Annotated in this window: 15 protein-coding genes and 1 tRNA gene; 12 read left to right on the top strand and 4 right to left on the bottom strand. The window is 71.0% G+C overall.

The features are described 5' to 3' along the window. Window positions 1-70 precede the first annotated feature (70 nt). The 5 genes from OG430_RS27265 to OG430_RS27245 all read left to right on the top strand — a co-directional run bounded on the left by OG430_RS27265 (window position 71) and on the right by OG430_RS27245 (window position 4,455). The gene (locus OG430_RS27265; protein WP_327355232.1) at window positions 71-688 is read left to right on the top strand and encodes a response regulator transcription factor; all 618 of its coding nucleotides are present in this window, start codon (window positions 71-73) and stop codon (window positions 686-688) included. Between the two features lie 54 nt (window positions 689-742). Beyond that, the gene (locus OG430_RS27260; RefSeq protein ID WP_327355231.1) at window positions 743-1,243 is read left to right on the top strand and encodes a hypothetical protein; all 501 of its coding nucleotides are present in this window, start codon (window positions 743-745) and stop codon (window positions 1,241-1,243) included. A gap of 10 nt (window positions 1,244-1,253) precedes the next feature. After that, the gene (locus OG430_RS27255) at window positions 1,254-1,931 is read left to right on the top strand and encodes a pentapeptide repeat-containing protein (protein WP_327355230.1); all 678 of its coding nucleotides are present in this window, start codon (window positions 1,254-1,256) and stop codon (window positions 1,929-1,931) included. Between the two features lie 258 nt (window positions 1,932-2,189). Continuing rightward, window positions 2,190-3,359, top strand: coding sequence for an FAD-dependent oxidoreductase (locus tag OG430_RS27250; RefSeq protein ID WP_327355229.1), 1,170 nt, complete (start codon window positions 2,190-2,192; stop codon window positions 3,357-3,359). Window positions 3,360-3,441: 82 nt separating this feature from the next. Beyond that, a complete protein-coding gene (locus tag OG430_RS27245) occupies window positions 3,442-4,455 on the top strand; it encodes a zinc-binding dehydrogenase (RefSeq protein WP_327355228.1) in 1,014 nt (337 codons plus the stop codon). Window positions 4,456-4,592: 137 nt separating this feature from the next. On the opposite strand, the gene OG430_RS27240 is transcribed toward OG430_RS27245, so the two are convergent. After that, complete coding sequence (locus tag OG430_RS27240; protein WP_327355227.1) at window positions 4,593-5,063, bottom strand: GNAT family N-acetyltransferase; 471 nt, start codon at window positions 5,061-5,063, stop codon at window positions 4,593-4,595. 62 nt (window positions 5,064-5,125) lie between these two features. Here OG430_RS27240 and OG430_RS27235 point away from each other — a divergent pair, with 62 nt between their 5' ends. Beyond that, complete coding sequence (locus OG430_RS27235; protein WP_327355226.1) at window positions 5,126-6,091, top strand: NAD-dependent epimerase/dehydratase family protein; 966 nt, start codon at window positions 5,126-5,128, stop codon at window positions 6,089-6,091. Between the two features lie 2 nt (window positions 6,092-6,093). Here OG430_RS27235 and OG430_RS27230 read toward each other — a convergent pair whose 3' ends face one another. Further along, a complete protein-coding gene (locus tag OG430_RS27230; protein ID WP_442816733.1) occupies window positions 6,094-7,005 on the bottom strand; it encodes an aminoglycoside phosphotransferase family protein in 912 nt (303 codons plus the stop codon). Between the two features lie 55 nt (window positions 7,006-7,060). Between OG430_RS27230 and OG430_RS27225 the strand changes: the two genes are divergently transcribed. Further along, complete coding sequence (locus OG430_RS27225) at window positions 7,061-7,708, top strand: rhomboid-like protein (RefSeq protein ID WP_327355224.1); 648 nt, start codon at window positions 7,061-7,063, stop codon at window positions 7,706-7,708. Here OG430_RS27225 and OG430_RS27220 read toward each other — a convergent pair. Beyond that, window positions 7,701-8,426, bottom strand: coding sequence for a thioredoxin domain-containing protein (locus OG430_RS27220; protein ID WP_327355223.1), 726 nt, complete (start codon window positions 8,424-8,426; stop codon window positions 7,701-7,703). The two genes, OG430_RS27225 and OG430_RS27220, sit on opposite strands and share 8 nt — an antisense overlap. 95 nt (window positions 8,427-8,521) lie before the next feature. Between OG430_RS27220 and OG430_RS27215 the strand changes: the two genes are divergently transcribed. The 5 genes from OG430_RS27215 (at window position 8,522) to OG430_RS27195 (ending at window position 16,417) form a co-directional block, all read left to right on the top strand. After that, window positions 8,522-9,910 (top strand): NAD(P)/FAD-dependent oxidoreductase, encoded by a 1,389-nt coding sequence (locus OG430_RS27215; RefSeq protein WP_327355222.1) that lies wholly within the window; start codon window positions 8,522-8,524, stop codon window positions 9,908-9,910. 490 nt (window positions 9,911-10,400) lie between these two features. Then, window positions 10,401-12,095, top strand: coding sequence for a sensor histidine kinase (locus OG430_RS27210; protein ID WP_327355221.1), 1,695 nt, complete (start codon window positions 10,401-10,403; stop codon window positions 12,093-12,095). Next, complete coding sequence (locus tag OG430_RS27205; RefSeq protein ID WP_327355220.1) at window positions 12,092-12,784, top strand: response regulator transcription factor; 693 nt, start codon at window positions 12,092-12,094, stop codon at window positions 12,782-12,784. Before OG430_RS27210 ends, OG430_RS27205 begins: the two co-directional genes overlap by 4 nt. A 202-nt stretch (window positions 12,785-12,986) precedes the next feature. Beyond that, window positions 12,987-13,772 (top strand): ABC transporter ATP-binding protein, encoded by a 786-nt coding sequence (locus OG430_RS27200; protein WP_327355219.1) that lies wholly within the window; start codon window positions 12,987-12,989, stop codon window positions 13,770-13,772. A gap of 56 nt (window positions 13,773-13,828) precedes the next feature. Next, a complete protein-coding gene (locus tag OG430_RS27195) occupies window positions 13,829-16,417 on the top strand; it encodes an ABC transporter permease (RefSeq protein ID WP_327355218.1) in 2,589 nt (862 codons plus the stop codon). Between the two features lie 108 nt (window positions 16,418-16,525). Here OG430_RS27195 and OG430_RS27190 read toward each other — a convergent pair. Next, window positions 16,526-16,602 (bottom strand) — tRNA-Thr (locus OG430_RS27190). Window positions 16,603-16,761 lie beyond the last annotated feature (159 nt).

Raw genomic sequence — 16,761 nt, 5'->3', positions numbered from 1 at the left:
CGCCCTCCGGGCGGTGTCCTCAAACGCCGGACGGGCTGATTGATCAAGCTCGGCCGCAGCAAGGAGCCCCATGACCGTCCGCATCCTCCTCTGCGACGACCACGTAGTGGTCCGCGCAGGCCTGCTCGCCCTCCTGGGCAGCGCCGAAGACATCGAGGTCGTCGGCGAGGCCGGCACCGGCGAGGAAGCCGTCGCCCTCGCCACGAAACTCAAGCCGGACGTGGTCCTCATGGACCTCCAGCTGGGCCCCGGCATCGACGGCGTCGAGGCCACCCGCCAGATCGCCCCCACCGGCGTACACGTCCTGGTCCTGACCACGTACGACACGGACGCCGACATCACCCGCGCCATCGAGGCCGGCGCCACCGGCTACCTCCTCAAGGCCGAGCGCCCGGAGGAGCTCTTCGCCGCGATCCAGGCCGCCGCGCAGGGCCGTACGACCCTGTCCGCGCCCGTGGCGAGCCGCGTCATGGCCCGCATGCGCAGCCCCCAGCCCACCCTCACCGAACGCGAGCTGGAGATCCTCGGCGAGCTGGCCCGGGGCCTCGGCAACCGCGAGATCGCCCGCGCCCTGTTCATCAGCGAGGCCACCGTGAAGACCCATCTGGGCCGGATCTACGACAAGCTCGGCGTGGACACCCGCGCGGGCGCGGTGGCGGTGGCGAAGGAGCAGCGCCTGCTGTCCTGACCTCCCCCGTCCACAGGGCGTGCTCCGTCCACGGGGCGTGACACCATCACATACGTGCTCGACATCGGCTACGCCCTCTCCAACCGCTTCCCCGACCCCCCGCAGACCGACTACCGCAGCGTGGACGTCCGCACGCTGCGGCACGACCTGTTCTGCGGCGACGTCTATCTCGCCGACACCAAGGCGGACCGGGAGCTGTCCACAGCCTGGGGATGGGTGCCGGTCCTCGACTTCGCGTGGGCGCTGTGCGACATCGTCGAGCGCATCGACCAGGACCCGCGGGGCAGCCGCGCCGCCCGGCCGCAGTTCGCGGAGCTCGACTTCACCGAGTCCACGGACTGCATGGTCTTCGAGCGCCGCTTCGGCTGGGTGGACATCGAGGCCGACTGGCAGCCGGAGGGCGAGCCCCCGCTGACGTTCTCGCACAGCCTCCTGCGCCGCGAGGCCCGCGACTTCCTCCAGGACGTGATCGCGGACCTGTGCGATCTGCACGAGGACCTGGCGGAGAACCCGGCGATCTGGGACCTCCAGGCCCGCTTCCCGCGCGTTGCGTAACCATGGGGGCATGGCACGACAAGGCAAGGCCCAACAGGTGAAGCAGGCCCGGCGGCCGGAGATCCAGCTGCCGCCACTCAGGGACTTCGGCGGCGCGGGCGAGGAGCTCGAACCGGACGGGGACTACGACGGCCTGGTCTTCGCGGAGGTCGACCTGGGGCGGCAGGACGGGCCCGGGGCACGCTTCCTGGACTGCGCGTTCGAGGGATGCGCCCTGGACGGGACCGGGCTGGCCGGCGCCCGCTTCATCGACTCCGTACTGACCGGGCCGCGCGGCGTGGGGACCGATCTGTCGGGGGCCTCGCTGCGCGATGTCGAGCTCGTGGACGCGCGCATGGGCGGGGTCCAGCTGCACGGCGCGGTCCTGGAGCGCGTACTGATCCGGGGCGGCAAGATCGATTACCTCAACCTGCGAGAGGCCCGGCTGCGCGACGTCGTCTTCGAGGGCTGCGTCCTGCTGGAGCCCGACTTCGGCGGGGCCGCGCTGGAGCGGGTCGAGTTCGTGGACTGCGTGCTGCGCGGGGCGGACTTCACCGGGGTCCGCATGAAGGACGTCGACCTGCGCCAGGCTGCCGAACTGGGCATCGCGCGGGGCGTGGAGCGCCTGACGGGCGCGGTGATCAGCCCTGCCCAACTACTGGACCTGGCCCCGGTGTTCGCGGCACAGATCGGCGTACGGGTTCTGTAGCCCCACAAGGACCACGGCGAGCTACGCCCCGTCAGAGGCGCGGCGAGCTGCTCCCCGTCAGAGGCGCGGGGAACTGCTCCCCGTCAGAGGCGCGGGAAACTGCTCCCCGTCAGGGGCGCGGGAAACTGCGCGCCTGGCCACGGACCACCTCATGCCCAAATCCCAGCGATGTCACATCCCCGCCCCCCTCACCCGTCTCCCTGACAAGGACCCGCAGCGCCCCCGCGAAGAGGGCCCGCACCTGCAAGGAGACGCCCCATGCCCCAACGCACGCGCCAGCTCACCGTCATCGGCGGCGGCTTCGCCGGACTCACCGCGGCGATCACCGCCGCCGAGGCGGGCGCCAGGGTCCGGCTGTGCGAGTCGCACGACACCCTCGGCGGCCGTGCCCGCACCACCGAAACCGACGGCTACCGCACCAACGAAGGCCCGCACGCCCTCTACAACGGCGGCCCGCACTGGGCCTGGCTCAAGCAGCGCGACCTCATCGGCCCGCTCGCCCCGATCCCCCCGCTGCAGGCGGCCAGGCTCCGCCTCCACCACAAGGGCGAACTCCGCCGCGTACCGCCCCTCGCCATGCTGAAGCTGCTGCGCCGCAAGCCCGAACAGGCGCCCGTGGACGTCGACTTCCACACCTGGGCCACCGCCGAGGTCGGCGAGGAAGGAGCCAGGGCGGCCGCCAACTTCGCGGCCGTCGCGCTCTTCCACCACGACCCGGGCGCGCTCTCCGCGGCCTTCGTCCACGAGCGCCTTCGCCGCGCCACCAAGGTGCCGCCGGAGGCGCACTACCCGCGCGGCGGCTGGAGCTCGGTCATCGAGCGGATGGTGGCACGCGCGTGGAACCTCGGCGTACGGGTCGAGACGCGGGCCCGCCTCACCGACGTACCCGCCAACACCCCCACCATCGTGGCCACTTCGCTCCCCGCCGCCCGCGCCCTGCTCGGCGACGACTCGCTGCGCTGGGACAGCGGACGGACCGCGCTGATCGATCTGGCGGTACGTTCCCGGAGGGGCGACGCCTTCATCGTGTCGGACCTCGACCGGCCCGGCTGGATCGAACGGTTCAGCGCCGGCGACCGCACCCTCGCACCCCGGGGCGAGCAGGTGATCCAGGGCCAAGTCCCCATCGCCCCGGGCGAGTCGAAGGCCGACGGCGTCCGGCGCGCCGAGCACCTCCTCGACCTCGGCTTCCCGGGCTGGCGCGAGCGCGTCCTGTGGCGTCGCGAAGCCCTCGCCGCAGGACGGACCGGGGCGGTCGACCGGCCGGGCACCACCTGGCGGGACCGCCCGGCCATCGACCGCGGCAACGGCGTCTACCTCGCGGGCGACCAAGTGGCGGCGCCCGGCGTCCTGTCGGAGGTGTCCTTCACCAGCGCCATCGAGGCGGCGACGCTCGCCCTGCGGGCCGGCCACCGGATCGCCGCTTGACCTCGACCAAGCTTGAGGTAGCAGGCTGACTCCCGTACCGACGCACTGACAGGGAAAAGCAGAAGCACCCAGGGGAGTCACCATGCACGCCGTCCGCCTGCACGCCTTCGGCCCGGCCGAGAACCTCACCTACGAGAAGACCGAGGCACCCGAGCCGGGCCCCGGCCAGGTCCGCATAGCCGTGAAGGCGGCCGGTGTGCACCTGCTCGACACCGCGATCCGCGAGGGCATGCAGGGCCCGCTGCCCCAGCTCCCCGAGCTGCCCACCATCCCCGGCCGCGAGGTCGCGGGCGTCGTCGACGCACTCGGCGAGGGCACCGACCCGGCCTGGCTCGGCAAGCGCGTCGTCACCCACCTCGGCTTCGCGCCCGGCGGGTACGCCGAGCTCGCGGTGGTCGGCGCCGAGCGGCTGCACGAGATCCCGGAACGGCTCGACGAGGCGGCGGCCGTCGCGATGATCGGCACCGGGCGTACGACGATGGGCATCCTCAACTTCGTTGATCTGGGCCCCGATTCGGTGGTCGTCGTGCCGGCCGCGGCGGGCGGCATCGGCTCGCTGATCGTGCAGTACGCGAAGAACGCGGGTGCCACGGTCATCGGCCTGGCCGGCGGCCCGGCGAAGGTCGCGCTCGTCGAGGGATACGGCGCCGACCTCGCGCTCGACTACAAGGACGCCAACTGGGCTGCTCTTGCAGGGAAGTTCCTCGCCGACACCGACCGCCGGGCCACGGTCGTCTTCGACGGCGTGGGCGGCGACGTGGCCCGCGCGGCGGTCGACCTGCTCGGCCCCGGCGGCACGCATGTCGTCTTCGGCTGGACGGCTGAGGGCATCGACAGCGGGGGCGACGCGGTCTACTCCGAGGCGGAGTTCGCGGCTCGCGGCGTCAGCTCGGTGCCGGTGCTCGGGCCGGCGATGATGGCGAAGGCCGGGGGTGGCGACAACCCGGTCCGGGTACTGGAGCTGGCCGCGCTGGAGGAGGCAGGCTCCGGCCGCCTCACCCCGGCGGTGACCCGCTTCCCCCTGGCGGAGGCGGCTGCGGCCCACCTGGCCCTGCAGAACCGGGGGACGGTGGGCAAGGTGGTGCTGGAGCCGTAGGGACTTTTTCCCCGCCCCGCCCCTTCCCGAAAGTCCTCAAACGCCGGACGGGCTGATTTATCAGCCCGTCCGGCGTTTGAGGACAATCTTTGAAGCCGTCCGCAGGACTTTCGGGAAGGGGCGGGGCGGGGAGAAAATCAAGCCCCCAACCGCACCAACGCCTCATCCGTCAGCCGATACGTCGGCCACTCATCCAGCCCCCGCGCCCCCAACGACTTGTAGAAGTCGATCGACGGCTGATTCCAATCAAGCACAGCCCACTCAAGCCGCTGATACCCCCGCTCCACACAAATCCGCGCAAGCTCAGCCATGAGCGCCTTCCCATGCCCCCCACCCCGCGCCGAAGGCCGTACGTACAGGTCCTCCATGTAGATGCCGTGCACCCCACGCCACGTGGAGAACGTCAGGTACCAGAGCGTGTACCCGACCACCCCGCCCGCCTCGTCCTCCGCGATCAGCGCGTACGCCGCCGGGGACGGACCGAACAGGGCCTGGTGGATCTGGGCCTCCGTGGCCCTTACCTCGTGCAGTGCCTTCTCGTACTCTGCGAGCTCACAGATCATGGCGTGAATCGCGGGTACATCGGCTGCTGTTGCATGACGGATCATGCCGCACAAGCTAACCCGCGCGGTGATGTCACATTCCAGCCAGTCCATACGTCGGGACGGTCATGAGCGACATACAGAGCACGCAGAAGAGCCAGAGCCAGAAGATCCTCCTCGCCGGCGCCAGCGGCGTCTTCGGGCAGCACGTCGCCCGCGCCCTCACCGAGGCCGGCCACCAGGTCGACGCACTGGGCCGGGGCGCCGGGAACGAAGTCAGCGCCGACCTCATGAACCGCGACGCCCTGCTGCGCGCCGTCGACGGCAAGGCGTACGACACGGTGATCCACGGGGCGACGGCCCTGCGCAAGCCGCCCATGCGGCACCAGGACATGCACGCCACCAACGCCCTGCGCATCGACGGCATGAAGAACCTGGTCGCCGCCGCGCAGGCCACGGGGGCGGGCCGTCTCGTGGTCGAGTCGATCGCGATCGGGTACGGCTACCGGGACTTCGGGGACCACGAACTCGTCGAGGACAAGGACGAGTTCGCGCCGCGCGGCAGCGCGCCCAAGCTGGAGGCGCACCTCGCCGGCATGCGGATCAAGGAAGAGCTCGCCTTCGGCACCGAGGGCATCGAGGGCGTCTCGCTGCGCTTCGGCCTCTTCTACGGCGCGGGCGGCACCGAGAACCTGGTGAAGATGCTCAAGGGCCGCAAGCTGCCGGTCACGAACGACAAGGGCCACGTCCTGCCCTGGATCAACCTCAGCGACGCCGCGTCCGCGACGCTGGCCGCCGTGGAGCGGGGCCGCGCCGGCCGGGCGTACAACATCGTGGACGACTCCCCGATGGGATTCAGTGCCCATGTGCGGGCCGTTGCCGAGGCGTTCGGCACACCGAAGCCGATGACCGTGCCGCTGTGGCTGATGAAGCCGGCGTCGTACGCGCACACGATGATGAACATCTCGCTGCACGTGTCGAACGAGCGGGCCAAGCAGGAGCTCGGCTGGAGCCCGCAGTACGCCTCCTCGGCCGACGGTCTGCGCGCCCTGGCTCAGAACGCTCAGAACGCTCAGAACCGCGGGAACAGCTGAGCTCAGCGCCCCAGGAACAGCCGAGCAATGGCGAACTGCTCCCCCTCAAGGCCGTCCAACTCCTCGTCCTCGATCTCCCACAGCAGGTTCTGCAGCGCCCGGCCGAGGACCCAGGCCCTGGCCCGGTCCCGGTCGAGGCCCAGGACCTCGGTCATCAGGTCGAAGCGGTAAGGGACTTCGGCGAGGTCGAAGCGGTTGTCGAGGGCGGGCATCAGATCGAAGCCCGGGTCGCCGGCGAGCGGCTTGGGGTCGATGGCCAGCCAGGGCTCACGGTCGGCGGCCAGGATGTTGTCGTAGTGCAGGTCCCAGTGCAGGAGCCGGTCCCCGGGCTCGTCCGCGACCTCCCGCACGGCCGCCGCGCACCCCAGGATCACCTGTCGCTGAGCCTGCTCGGGAACCGATGCGAGCGCTGCCGGTACGCCGTCGAGCATGCGCCGCGCGATGGCGCCGAGGGTGCGCATCCCGGCCGGGGCCTGCACGGCGGTGAGCCGGGCGAGCAGTTCGGCCAGGATCTGGACGGCCTTGCGCGAGTCCTCCACCGTCGAGAGGTGCCGGGTCTCGTCGAGCCGTTCGAGCAGCATGGTGTTGGTCGCCGGATCGTCGTCGAGGAGGCGTACGGCACCCGCCCCGTCCCAGATCCGCAGCGCGACCGGCTCCCCTTCGCTCTCCTCGTCGAGGAGTTGCATCTTGAGCGCCGCGGGGGTGCCGTCGGCGCGGGTGACGGGGAGTACCAGCGAGGCCATTCCGTACATGGAGGGGCCGGTGGGCGTCAGTTGCCAGGCGTCGAGGAAGTGGGCGGCGCGGTCCGGGAGCGCGGCGATGAACGCGCGGCCGGGTTCGCCGTTGTACTTGGTCTGGGTTTCGACGAGCTCTTCCGGAATGTCGATCACGCCGCCGATCCTAGGCGCGTGCATCAATCCCTTCATGCGTATTTCTCCCCGGTCCAAGGGCCGGTCCAAGGGCCGATCCGTGGGCCGATCCGTGGGCCGGTCCGTCGGCCGGGCCCTCGGTCCCGTGCGGCGCTACGTCCGCAGCGCCCCGGGGACGTACATCTGGCTGGGCGCCCTGTTCGTGACCACCGTCGCGGTGCGCCACATGTCGCCGGAGTTCGAGGAGGAGTTCCTGCGGCAGCGCTCCACCAACATCCATGAGCTGTCCAGGAACCCGGTCCGGGTGCTGATCTCCAGCGCGTTCTGGATCGACGGCGACAGCTGGCTGCCGTACGCCGCGTACTACACGGTCTTCCACGCGCAGGCCGAACGCTGGCTCGGCACGGCCCGCTGGGTCGCCGTGTGCGGGGCCTCGCACGTCCTTGCCACGCTGATCAGCGAGGGCGCCCTGCTGTGGGCGATCCGGCACGGGCACGCGCCCGCCTCGGCGGTCAACACCCTTGATGTGGGCGTGAGTTACGCGCTCGCGGGGGTGGCGGCGGTGCTCGCGTACCGGATCCCTTCGCCCTGGCGCTATCCGTACGCCTTCGCGGTCCTGGTCGTGTACGGCACCCCGCTGATCAACGGCAGGACCTTCACCGACCTGGGCCACTTCACGGCGGCGCTGATCGGGCTCGGGTGCTTCTTGCTGGTACGCGGCCGGCCGCGGCGCCCGCTGTTCAGTTGAAGCCCGCGTCCTTGAGGGCCTTGGCGAAGCCGTCCGCCGTGAACAGCCCTTCCTTCGTCTGGAGCTGCTTGTCGCCGAGCAGGACCGCGGGCGTGCCCTGCAGGCCGCTGTCCACGAAGGCCTTGTTGGACTTGGTCACCCAGTCCTTGTACGTGAGCTCCTTGACGGCCTTGTCGAAGGCGGCGCCGCGCAGGCCGGGCACCTTGTCGGCGATCTTCAGCAGATCTTCCTCGCCGAAGGCGCCCTTGGAGCCCTCGGTGGGCTGGTTCGCGTACACGGCCGCGGCGAACTCCGCGAACTTGCCCTGCTCGAGCGCGGCCCGCATGGCGTTGGCGGCGCGCGTCGAGCCGCCCGTCTCCCCCTGGTCGAGGAAGGACGCGACGGTGTACTCGGCCTTCACCTTGCCGCCCTCGATCGCCTTGGCGAGGGCCTCGCCGCCGCCCAGCTCGAACTTCGCGCAGTACATGCACTGCGGGTCGAGGTAGACCTTGACCGTGTGCGGGGCGTCCGGCTTGCCCACGATCACCGTGGTCCCGTCGTCCGCGAGCTTGGCCGGCAGCTTGGCGAGGACGTCGGCCGCGGCGGGCGCCTTGAAGGTCATCGCCGCCGAGCCGCTGTCCTTGCCACCGTCCCCGCCGGAGCAGGCCGCGGCCCCCGTGCCGATCAGGACGGCGGCGGCCACCGCGGTGAGGGTGCGGGCTACGCGACGTACAGCCATGGAGTAAAACCTTCCAAACGGGATATTCCATCCAATGTAGACGGTGAAATCCCCCTCGCCGTTCCCTCACCACAGGGGTGCAGTACCTTCCCGCCATGACAGCGAACGGCGGCATCTCCTTCTGGCACGCACAGCAAGGCCTCCCCACGCCGCGCGAGCCCCTGCCCGGGGACAGCAGCGCGGACGTCTGCATAGTCGGCGGCGGATACACGGGCCTGTGGACCGCGTACTACCTGAAGCAGGCCGTGCCGTTCCTGCGCATCACGGTCCTGGAGCAGAAGTTCTGCGGCTACGGCGCCTCGGGCCGCAACGGCGGCTGGCTCTACAACGGCATCGCGGGCCGCGACCGCTACGCCAAGCTGCACGGCCGCGACGCGGCGGTCCGCCTCCAGGAGGCCATGAACGACACGGTCAGCGAGGTCATCCGCGTCGCCGCCGAGGAGAAGATCGACGCCGACATCCACCACGGCGGCGTACTCGAAGTGGCGTACACCCCGGCCCAGTTGGCCCGCCTGAAGGCCTTCCACGAGGCGGAGGCGGCGTACGGCGAGAAGGACCGGCTGCTCCTCGGCGCCCGCGACACCGCGGCCCGCATCCGCGTCCTCGGCGCGGTCGGCTCCAGCTGGACACCGCACGGCGCCCGCCTGCATCCCGCCAAGCTCGCCACCGGTCTCGCGCGGGCCGTCGAGGCGCTCGGCGTGACGATCCACGAGTCGACCCCGGTCACGGAGATCAAGCCGAAGCACGCGGTCACCCCGTACGGCACGGTCCGCGCGCCCTACATCCTGCGCTGCACGGAAGGCTTCACCGCCGCGCTCAAGGGCCGGCGCCGCGACTGGCTCCCGATGAACTCCTCGATGATCGTCACCGAGCCGCTGCCCGCCTCGACCTGGGAGTCCATCGGCTGGGAGGGCCGCGAGACGCTCGGCGACATGGCCCACGCGTACATGTACGCCCAGCGCACGGCCGACGACCGCGTCGCCCTCGGCGGGCGCGGCGTCCCCTACCGCTACGGCTCCCGGACGGACAACGACGGCCGTACGCAGCCGTCGACGATCGCCGCGCTCCAGGACCTCCTGGTCCGCCTCCTCCCCCCGACCGCCGGAGCCCGCATCGACCACGCCTGGTCGGGGGTGCTCGGGGTGCCGCGCGACTGGTGCGCCACGGTCACGCTGGACCGCTCGACGGGGCTCGGCTGGGCGGGCGGCTATGTCGGCTCGGGCGTGGCCACGGCCAACCTCGCGGCCCGTACGTTGCGCGATCTGGTGCAGCAGGACTCCGGTCAGGGGCTGGCCACGCCCCTCACCGAACTCCCCTGGGTCAACCACCGGGTCCGACGCTGGGAGCCGGAGCCCTTGCGGTGGCTGGGGGTTCAGGGCATGTACGCGGCGTACCGGGCGGCCGACCGCAGGGAGGCCGCCGGCAACATGGGCTCGACGGACCGCATCGCCCGGTGGGCAGACCGCATGTCGGGACGTGGCTGAGGCATCTCCTTTCCCCACCCTGCCCCTTCCCGTAGGGCTGCCGTCGGCACAAATCAGCCCGTGCTGAGGCATCTCCTTTCCCCACCCTGCCCCTTCCCGTAGGGCTGCCGTCGGCACAAATCAGCCCGTGCTGAGGCATCTCCTTTCCCCACCCCGCCCCCTCCCGTAAGGCTGCCGCCAGCACAAATCAGCCCGTGCTGAGGCATCCCCTTTCCCCACCCCGCCCCCTCCCGTAAGGCTGCCGCCAGCACAAATCAGCCCGTGCTGAGGCATCCCCTTTCCCCACCCCGCCCCCTCCCGTAAGGCTGCCGCCAGCACAAATCAGCCCGTCCGGCGTTTGAGGACAAAGGGGGCCAGGGGCGAAGCCCCAGGCTGTCCGCAGGACTTTCGGGAAGGGGCGGGGAGGGGAAAAGCTCTTCCTTTCGGCAGAGGGGCGGATCGCCCGCAAGGTGCAGGGGTTTCCCACAAGGCCCAACCGATAATTGGCGGTATGCCACCCCCCACCCCTTCGCCGCACCCCCCGCGGAGCGACCCACACACCGGGCGGGCCCTCGCCGAGGCCTTCGGCGCCGGGGTGCTGATGATCGTCACCTTCATGGCCATGAACGGCTTCGGCAGCGACCTGGGCCACAAGGAGGTGCTGCTGCTCGGCATGATCGCGCTGGCCCTGTTCGTGGTGCGCCGCAGCTACCCGGTCCTGAGCGTCCTCGGCCTGGCCGCGCTGATGGCGGTACTGCCCGCCGTGGGCCTGGTCACCGCGATCGCCGCGTACACCACGACCCAGCAGCTGGTGGCACCGCGCAGACGGATCGCCCTGCTGCTCTCGGCAACCGCCCTCGCCATGCTGACCTGCTTCACCCTCGCGCCCCGCCTGGCGATCGGCAGCCAGCTCTTCGGCCTCGCGCTCGGTGCCGTCCTCGCGGCGACCACGGTGATCGTGCCCGGCCTCGTCGGCACCTCGGCGGGACAGCAGGGCCGCCTCCTGCAGGCCCTGCGGGAACGTACCGCCGCCGCCGAGCAGGCCCAGCGGCTCGCGGACAGCGAATCGCGGATCCATGAGCGCTCCCGGATCGCCGCCGAGATGCACGACCTGGTCGGCCACCGCCTCAGCCTGATCTCGCTGCACGCCGGCGGACTCGAGATGGCCCTGCAGAAGGAGTCGCCCGAGCTCCGCGAAGAGGCGGCGCTGGTACGTGTCGCCACCAAGGACGCGATGAACGAGCTGCGTGAAGTGCTCGGCGTACTCGGCCCGTTGGGCCGCGACACCGGCACCGACACGCTCACCGACGCGACCGGCACCCGCGCCGACATCGAGGCCCTGGTCGAGGAGTCCCGGCGCGGCGGCATCCCCGTCGACTTCGACTGGGACGGGCCCGACCTCGACATCCGCGAGGCCCGGGTACGGCGCGCGGTGCACCGGGTGGTGCGCGAATCGCTGACGAACGTGCACCGGTACGCGGCCGGGGCGCATGTCACCGTCGCGGTCACGCACACCGACGAGCACGTGGGCATCCGCGTACGCAACGGCCTGCCGCCCACGCCCCCCGCGGCCACCACCGGACTCGGCTCCGGGCGCGGTCTGACCGGGCTGCGCGAGCGGGTCACGCTGCTCGGCGGGTTCCTGGAGGCGGGGGCCACGCCCAGTGGCGGGTTCCTGGTGGAGGCGGCGATCCCCGCAGACCCGGGGCCAGGGCCCGGCGCCTCGGACGAGACGGCGCGGGCGGACTGGGTTCAGGACCCGGCAGGCGGTCAGCGCCGCAGTCTCTCGGCCGTCCAGCGACGCGTCGCCGGGGGCATCTCGGGGCTGCTCGGCCTCGCGGGGATCGGCGCGATGATGCTGTTCGGGATGCTCCTGGTCGACCAGGCGAAGCCGGGGCCCGACTACCGGCCGCCGGACCCGCCGAAGATCGGGGATTCCCGGTCGCAGGTCACGGCGGCCGTGTACGGCGACAACGAGCTGTCCCGCGCGGCCGCACAGGGCCGGGAGCCGGCCCGCCCGAAGGACGCCACCAGCTGCATCTACCCGTTCGCCGGACACGGCGAAGTACTGCCGGACCAGGGCGACATCGAGCTCAGCCGGTACTGCTTCCGTGACAACACCCTGATCTCCATCGACCACTTCAAGGTGCCCCTGGTCACCGAACCCACCACCGACCCGACCCCCTCTCCCGGGAGCACACCATGACCGACCGCGCCACCACGCCCCAGGGCCAGCCGATCCGCGTCCTGCTCGCCGACGACGAGGAGATGATCCGGCACGGCGTCCGGCTGATCCTGCGCCATGCCGAGGGCATCGAGGTGGTGGCGGAGGCGACCAACGGCGCCGAGGCGATCGACCTCGCCGCCGAGCACCACCCGGACGTCGCGCTCGTCGACATCCGCATGCCGGTGCTCGACGGGCTCGCCGCCATCGGGCCGTTGACCGCCCTGGACCCCGCTCCCCAGGTGGTCATGCTGACCACCTTCGGCGACGACGACAACGTCGCCCGCGCCCTGCAGTCCGGGGCCACCGGGTTCCTGCTGAAGGACGACGGGCCGCAGGAACTGATCAGCGCGGTACGCGCGGCCGCGGGCGGCGACGCGGTGCTCTCCCCCGGCGTCACCGGCAGCGTCATCAAGCGCATGCTGCAGGGCGGCGGCGCCACGGCCGGCAGCTCTGCCCCGGCCGATGAGCGCCTGGCCCAACTCACCGGCCGGGAACGGCAGGTGCTCGCCCTGCTCGGCGACGGGCTGCCCAACCTGGAGATCGGCCTGCGCCTCGGCATCGGCGTCGGCACGGTCAAGACGCACGTGGGGTCCATCCTGGAGAAGACGGGCTCCGGCAGCCGCGTACAGGCGGCACTTCTCGCGCATCAGGCGGGGCTCACGCGCTGAGCGCCGCCTGTGCCGAATCCGGCCTCAGGAAGCTGAAACCGGCCTCTTCCCTAAGGAAGAGGCCGGGTAGTCCCCGAGAACTACCCCGCAAGGCCCCGCCCGACCTTCGACCGGCCGGGCATTCACGCCCTGAGGCCTACGGATCGGGGGATCTCCGCGCCCAGCATTGAGGGGAGTTGACCGTCCCCCTCCAGGAGTCCCCATGTCGCAGGCAGCCGCAGCCGCCCACGCTCCCCTGAACAACGCCACCGTCGCCGCCGCCCGCGCCACCGATCTGAGCAAGGTCTACGGCGCGGGCGAGACCCGGGTGGTCGCCCTCGACTCGGTCTCGGTCGACTTCGGCCGGGGCAGGTTCACCGCGATCATGGGGCCGTCGGGCTCGGGCAAGTCGACGCTGATGCACTGCATGGCGGGCCTCGACTCCATCACCTCGGGCTCCACCCGGATCGGCGACACCGAGCTGACGAGCCTGAACGACCGGGCGCTGACCCGGATCCGCCGCGACAAGGTCGGCTTCGTCTTCCAGGCGTTCAACCTGCTGCCCACGCTCACGGCGTACGAGAACATCACGCTCCCGATGGCGATCGCGGGCCGCAAGCCCGATCAGCAGTGGGTCGAGACGGTCGTGAACACGGTCGGCCTGTCCGGCCGGCTCGGCCACCGCCCCAGCCAGCTCTCCGGCGGCCAGCAGCAGCGCGTCGCCGTGGCCCGCGCCCTCGCGTCGCGGCCCGAGATCATCTTCGCGGACGAGCCGACCGGCAACCTCGACTCCCGCTCGGGCGCCGAGATCCTGGGCTTCCTGCGGGACTCCGTACGGGAGTTGGGCCAGACCGTGGTGATGGTCACGCACGACCCGGTGGCCGCCGCCTACGCGGACCGCGTGGTCTTCCTCGCCGACGGCCGCCTCACCGACGAGCTCCTGGAGCCGACCGCCGAGGGCGTCCTGGACCGCATGCGGCTCTTCGACGCCAAGGGCCGTACGAGCTGACGCATCGCAAGACCACCGGCCGCCGCCCCTCCGTACAACAGGACTGACACCACACCATGCTGCGTACAGCCCTGCGCAACGTCCTTGCGCACAAAGCCCGATTGATCATGACCGCGCTCGCGGTCATGCTCGGCGTCGCCTTCGTCGCCGGCACCCTCGTCTTCGGTGACACGGTCACCAACTCCTTCCGCAACGCCTCGGCCAAGAGCCTCGACGGCGTCGCGGTCTCCGTGCAGGCCCAGGACGGCCCGACCGACGGGGCCCCCAGGCAGCAGGACGACGAGAAGCGCTCCACCGCTCTCGACGACAAACTCACGGACAAGATCGGCCAGTTGCCCGGCGTCGAGTCCGTACGCCCCACCGTCAACGGCCGCGCCACCCTCGCCGACAAGGACGGCCGCCCGGTCAACGCCGACAACAGCTGGCAGAACCTGGCGACGAACTACGTCCCCGGCAAGGACGGCAAGGACCCCCACTACCCCCTGAAGACGGGCCGCGGCCCGGCCTCCGCCGACGAGATCGTGCTCGACGCGAAGACCGCCGAGAAGGCCGGCTACAAGACCGGCGACACCGTGCGGTTCGCCATCGACGGCCCGGCGTTCACCAAGAAGCTGGTCGGCACCGTCGACACCGACGACCCGCGCGTGACCGCGGGCGGCAGCCTCGCCCTCTTCGACACGAAGACGGCACAGAAGCTGTACCTGCGCCCCGGCCAGTACGACGAGCTGGTGGTCCGCGCCACTCCCGGCACCGACGACCAGGCACTGACCAACGCCGTCCAGGCGGTGCTCCCGAAGGACAAGGCAACGGCCACGAGCGGCGCCCAACTCGCCGCCCAGCAGTCGCAGCAGATCGCCGACAGCACCAAGGCACTGACCAAGATGCTCCTGGTGTTCGCCGGGATCACCCTGTTCGTCGGCATCTTCATCATCGCCAACACCTTCACCATGCTGATCGCCCAGCGCACCCGGGAGATCGCCCTGATGCGCGCGGTCGGCGCCTCCCGCCGACAGGTCGTACGCTCCGTCCTCATCGAGGCGGCACTGCTCGGCCTCGGCGCCTCGGCGGCCGGCTTCGCACTCGGCCTCGGCATCGCCTCGCTCCTGCCCGCGCTGCTCAACGCGGGCGGCGCCGGCCTGCCCGACGGCCCGCTGGTGATCGGCCCCGGCGCGGTGATCGCGTCCCTCGCGGTCGGCGTCGTCGTGACCGTCCTGTCGGCGTGGCTGCCGTCCCGCAAGGCCGCGAAGGTCGCCCCGGTCGAGGCGATGAGCTCCGTCGACCTCGCGACGCCGCCGCGCGGCCTGATCATCCGCAACATCATCGGCACGCTCATCGGCGGCCTCGGCGTGCTCGTCATGCTGTACATCTCCACGCTCAAGGACGGCTCCGAGAGCAACCTCATGATCGCCATGCTCGGTTCGGGACTCACCCTGGTCGGCGTGATCATCCTGGCCCCGCTGCTCTCGCGCCCCCTGGTCCAGCTGGCCGGCAAGGCCACCACCCGGCTGTTCGGGGCGAGCGGCAAGCTCGCCAAGGAGAACGCGCTGCGCAACCCGCGCCGCACCGCCGCCACCGCCTCGGCCCTGATGATCGGCCTCACCCTGATCACCGGCATCACCGTGGCCGGCGTCTCCACCCAGGAGGCCGCGGCCAAGAGCTCCACCCAGGGCATGAGCGCCGACTACCGCATCGACAACACCAGCTACTCCGGGCTGAGTTCGGACTCCGCCGAGAAGCTGGGAGAGGTCCCGGGCGTCGTGGCGTCGAACCCGATGACCTCCGCACCGGTCGACGTGAACGGCACCTTCGCGGTGATGACGGGCTCGGACCCGGCCCAGCTCGGCAAGGTCACCGACCTGAAGTTCACCGGCGGCTCGCTCGACGACGTCGGCCCGGGCCGGATCGCGGTCTCGGACGAGTACGCGAAGAAGCACGGTGTCGGCGTGGGCGACACCCTCGACGCGAAGTACACCTTCGGCGACGAGAAGGCGAAGGGCACGCACAAGCTGCGCGTCGTCGGCGTGTACGAGGCCAACCCGACCGTGAACGAACTGCTCGGCGCGACGAGCGACGTACAGCCGTACTCGTACACCCCGAAGAAGATCGACAGCATCCTGGTCAAGGCCGAGCCCGGCAAGGCAGCCGGCCTGGAGCAGGACCTGCGGGACGCCCTCGGCAACAGCCCGCTGCTGAAGGTCCAGAACAAGGACCAGCTGGTCAAGGCCGAGGCCGGCACCATCGACCTGATGCTGAACATGATCTACGGGCTGCTCGGCATGGCCGTCGTCATCGCGGTGCTCGGCGTGATCAACACCCTGGCGATGTCGGTCTTCGAGCGCACCCGGGAGATCGGGATGCTGCGCGCGATCGGCCTCGACCGCGCCGGCATCAAGCAGATGGTCCGCCTCGAATCGGTCGTGATCTCCCTGTTCGGCGCGGTGCTCGGCATCGGCACGGGCATCTTCCTCGCCTGGGCCGGCGGCAGCCTGGCTGCGGGCTCGATGAAGAGCTACGAGATGGTGCTGCCCTGGGGCCGCCTCGGACTGTTCCTGCTGCTCGCCCTGGTGATCGGCGTACTGGCCGCGATCTGGCCGGCCCGACGGGCGGCCCGGCTGAACATGCTGGAGTCGATCCAGGCGGCGTAGCAGCACCGCTCCCTACCCGGCAGACGCACCGCCACCTGCCCGGCAGAAGCACCACCACCCGCAAAAGCAAACGCCCCGATCTCCTGGAGACCGGGGCGTTTTGCCTGCTGGAGCCCCCTATCGGATTCGAACCGATGACCTACGCATTACAAGTGCGTTGCTCTGGCCAGCTGAGCTAAGGAGGCCTGCGACGCATGGGCGAACCCGTACGGAAGAGGCTTCAACACTCTACACAGAGCCCTTCGTGACCGGCCACGGAGTTGCCCCGGCCCACACCGGGTGGATCCCACAAATTCGCACACGCCTACTGACACCGGCCCACCCGCCAGGTACCGTCAGCCGCA

The sequence above is a fragment of the Streptomyces sp. NBC_01304 genome, assembly GCF_035975855.1.
GTDB lineage: Bacteria > Actinomycetota > Actinomycetes > Streptomycetales > Streptomycetaceae > Streptomyces.
This window is presented reverse-complemented; position numbering and strand designations above follow the sequence as displayed.

Bases quoted from the DNA above. Each gene is read 5' to 3' on its own strand.
- OG430_RS27265 (WP_327355232.1), top strand. From the start codon at position 71: ATGACCGTCCGCATCCTCCTCTGCGACGACCACGTAGTGGTCCGCGCA.
- OG430_RS27255 (WP_327355230.1), top strand. From the start codon at position 1,254: ATGGCACGACAAGGCAAGGCCCAACAGGTGAAGCAGGCCCGGCGGCCG.
- OG430_RS27250 (WP_327355229.1), top strand. From the start codon at position 2,190: ATGCCCCAACGCACGCGCCAGCTCACCGTCATCGGCGGCGGCTTCGCC.
- OG430_RS27245 (WP_327355228.1), top strand. From the start codon at position 3,442: ATGCACGCCGTCCGCCTGCACGCCTTCGGCCCGGCCGAGAACCTCACC.
- OG430_RS27240 (WP_327355227.1), bottom strand. From the start codon at position 5,063: ATGATCCGTCATGCAACAGCAGCCGATGTACCCGCGATTCACGCCATG.
- OG430_RS27235 (WP_327355226.1), top strand. From the start codon at position 5,126: ATGAGCGACATACAGAGCACGCAGAAGAGCCAGAGCCAGAAGATCCTC.
- OG430_RS27230 (WP_442816733.1), bottom strand. From the start codon at position 7,005: ATGCACGCGCCTAGGATCGGCGGCGTGATCGACATTCCGGAAGAGCTC.
- OG430_RS27220 (WP_327355223.1), bottom strand. From the start codon at position 8,426: ATGGCTGTACGTCGCGTAGCCCGCACCCTCACCGCGGTGGCCGCCGCC.
- OG430_RS27215 (WP_327355222.1), top strand. From the start codon at position 8,522: ATGACAGCGAACGGCGGCATCTCCTTCTGGCACGCACAGCAAGGCCTC.
- OG430_RS27210 (WP_327355221.1), top strand. From the start codon at position 10,401: ATGCCACCCCCCACCCCTTCGCCGCACCCCCCGCGGAGCGACCCACAC.
- OG430_RS27205 (WP_327355220.1), top strand. From the start codon at position 12,092: ATGACCGACCGCGCCACCACGCCCCAGGGCCAGCCGATCCGCGTCCTG.
- OG430_RS27200 (WP_327355219.1), top strand. From the start codon at position 12,987: ATGTCGCAGGCAGCCGCAGCCGCCCACGCTCCCCTGAACAACGCCACC.
- OG430_RS27195 (WP_327355218.1), top strand. From the start codon at position 13,829: ATGCTGCGTACAGCCCTGCGCAACGTCCTTGCGCACAAAGCCCGATTG.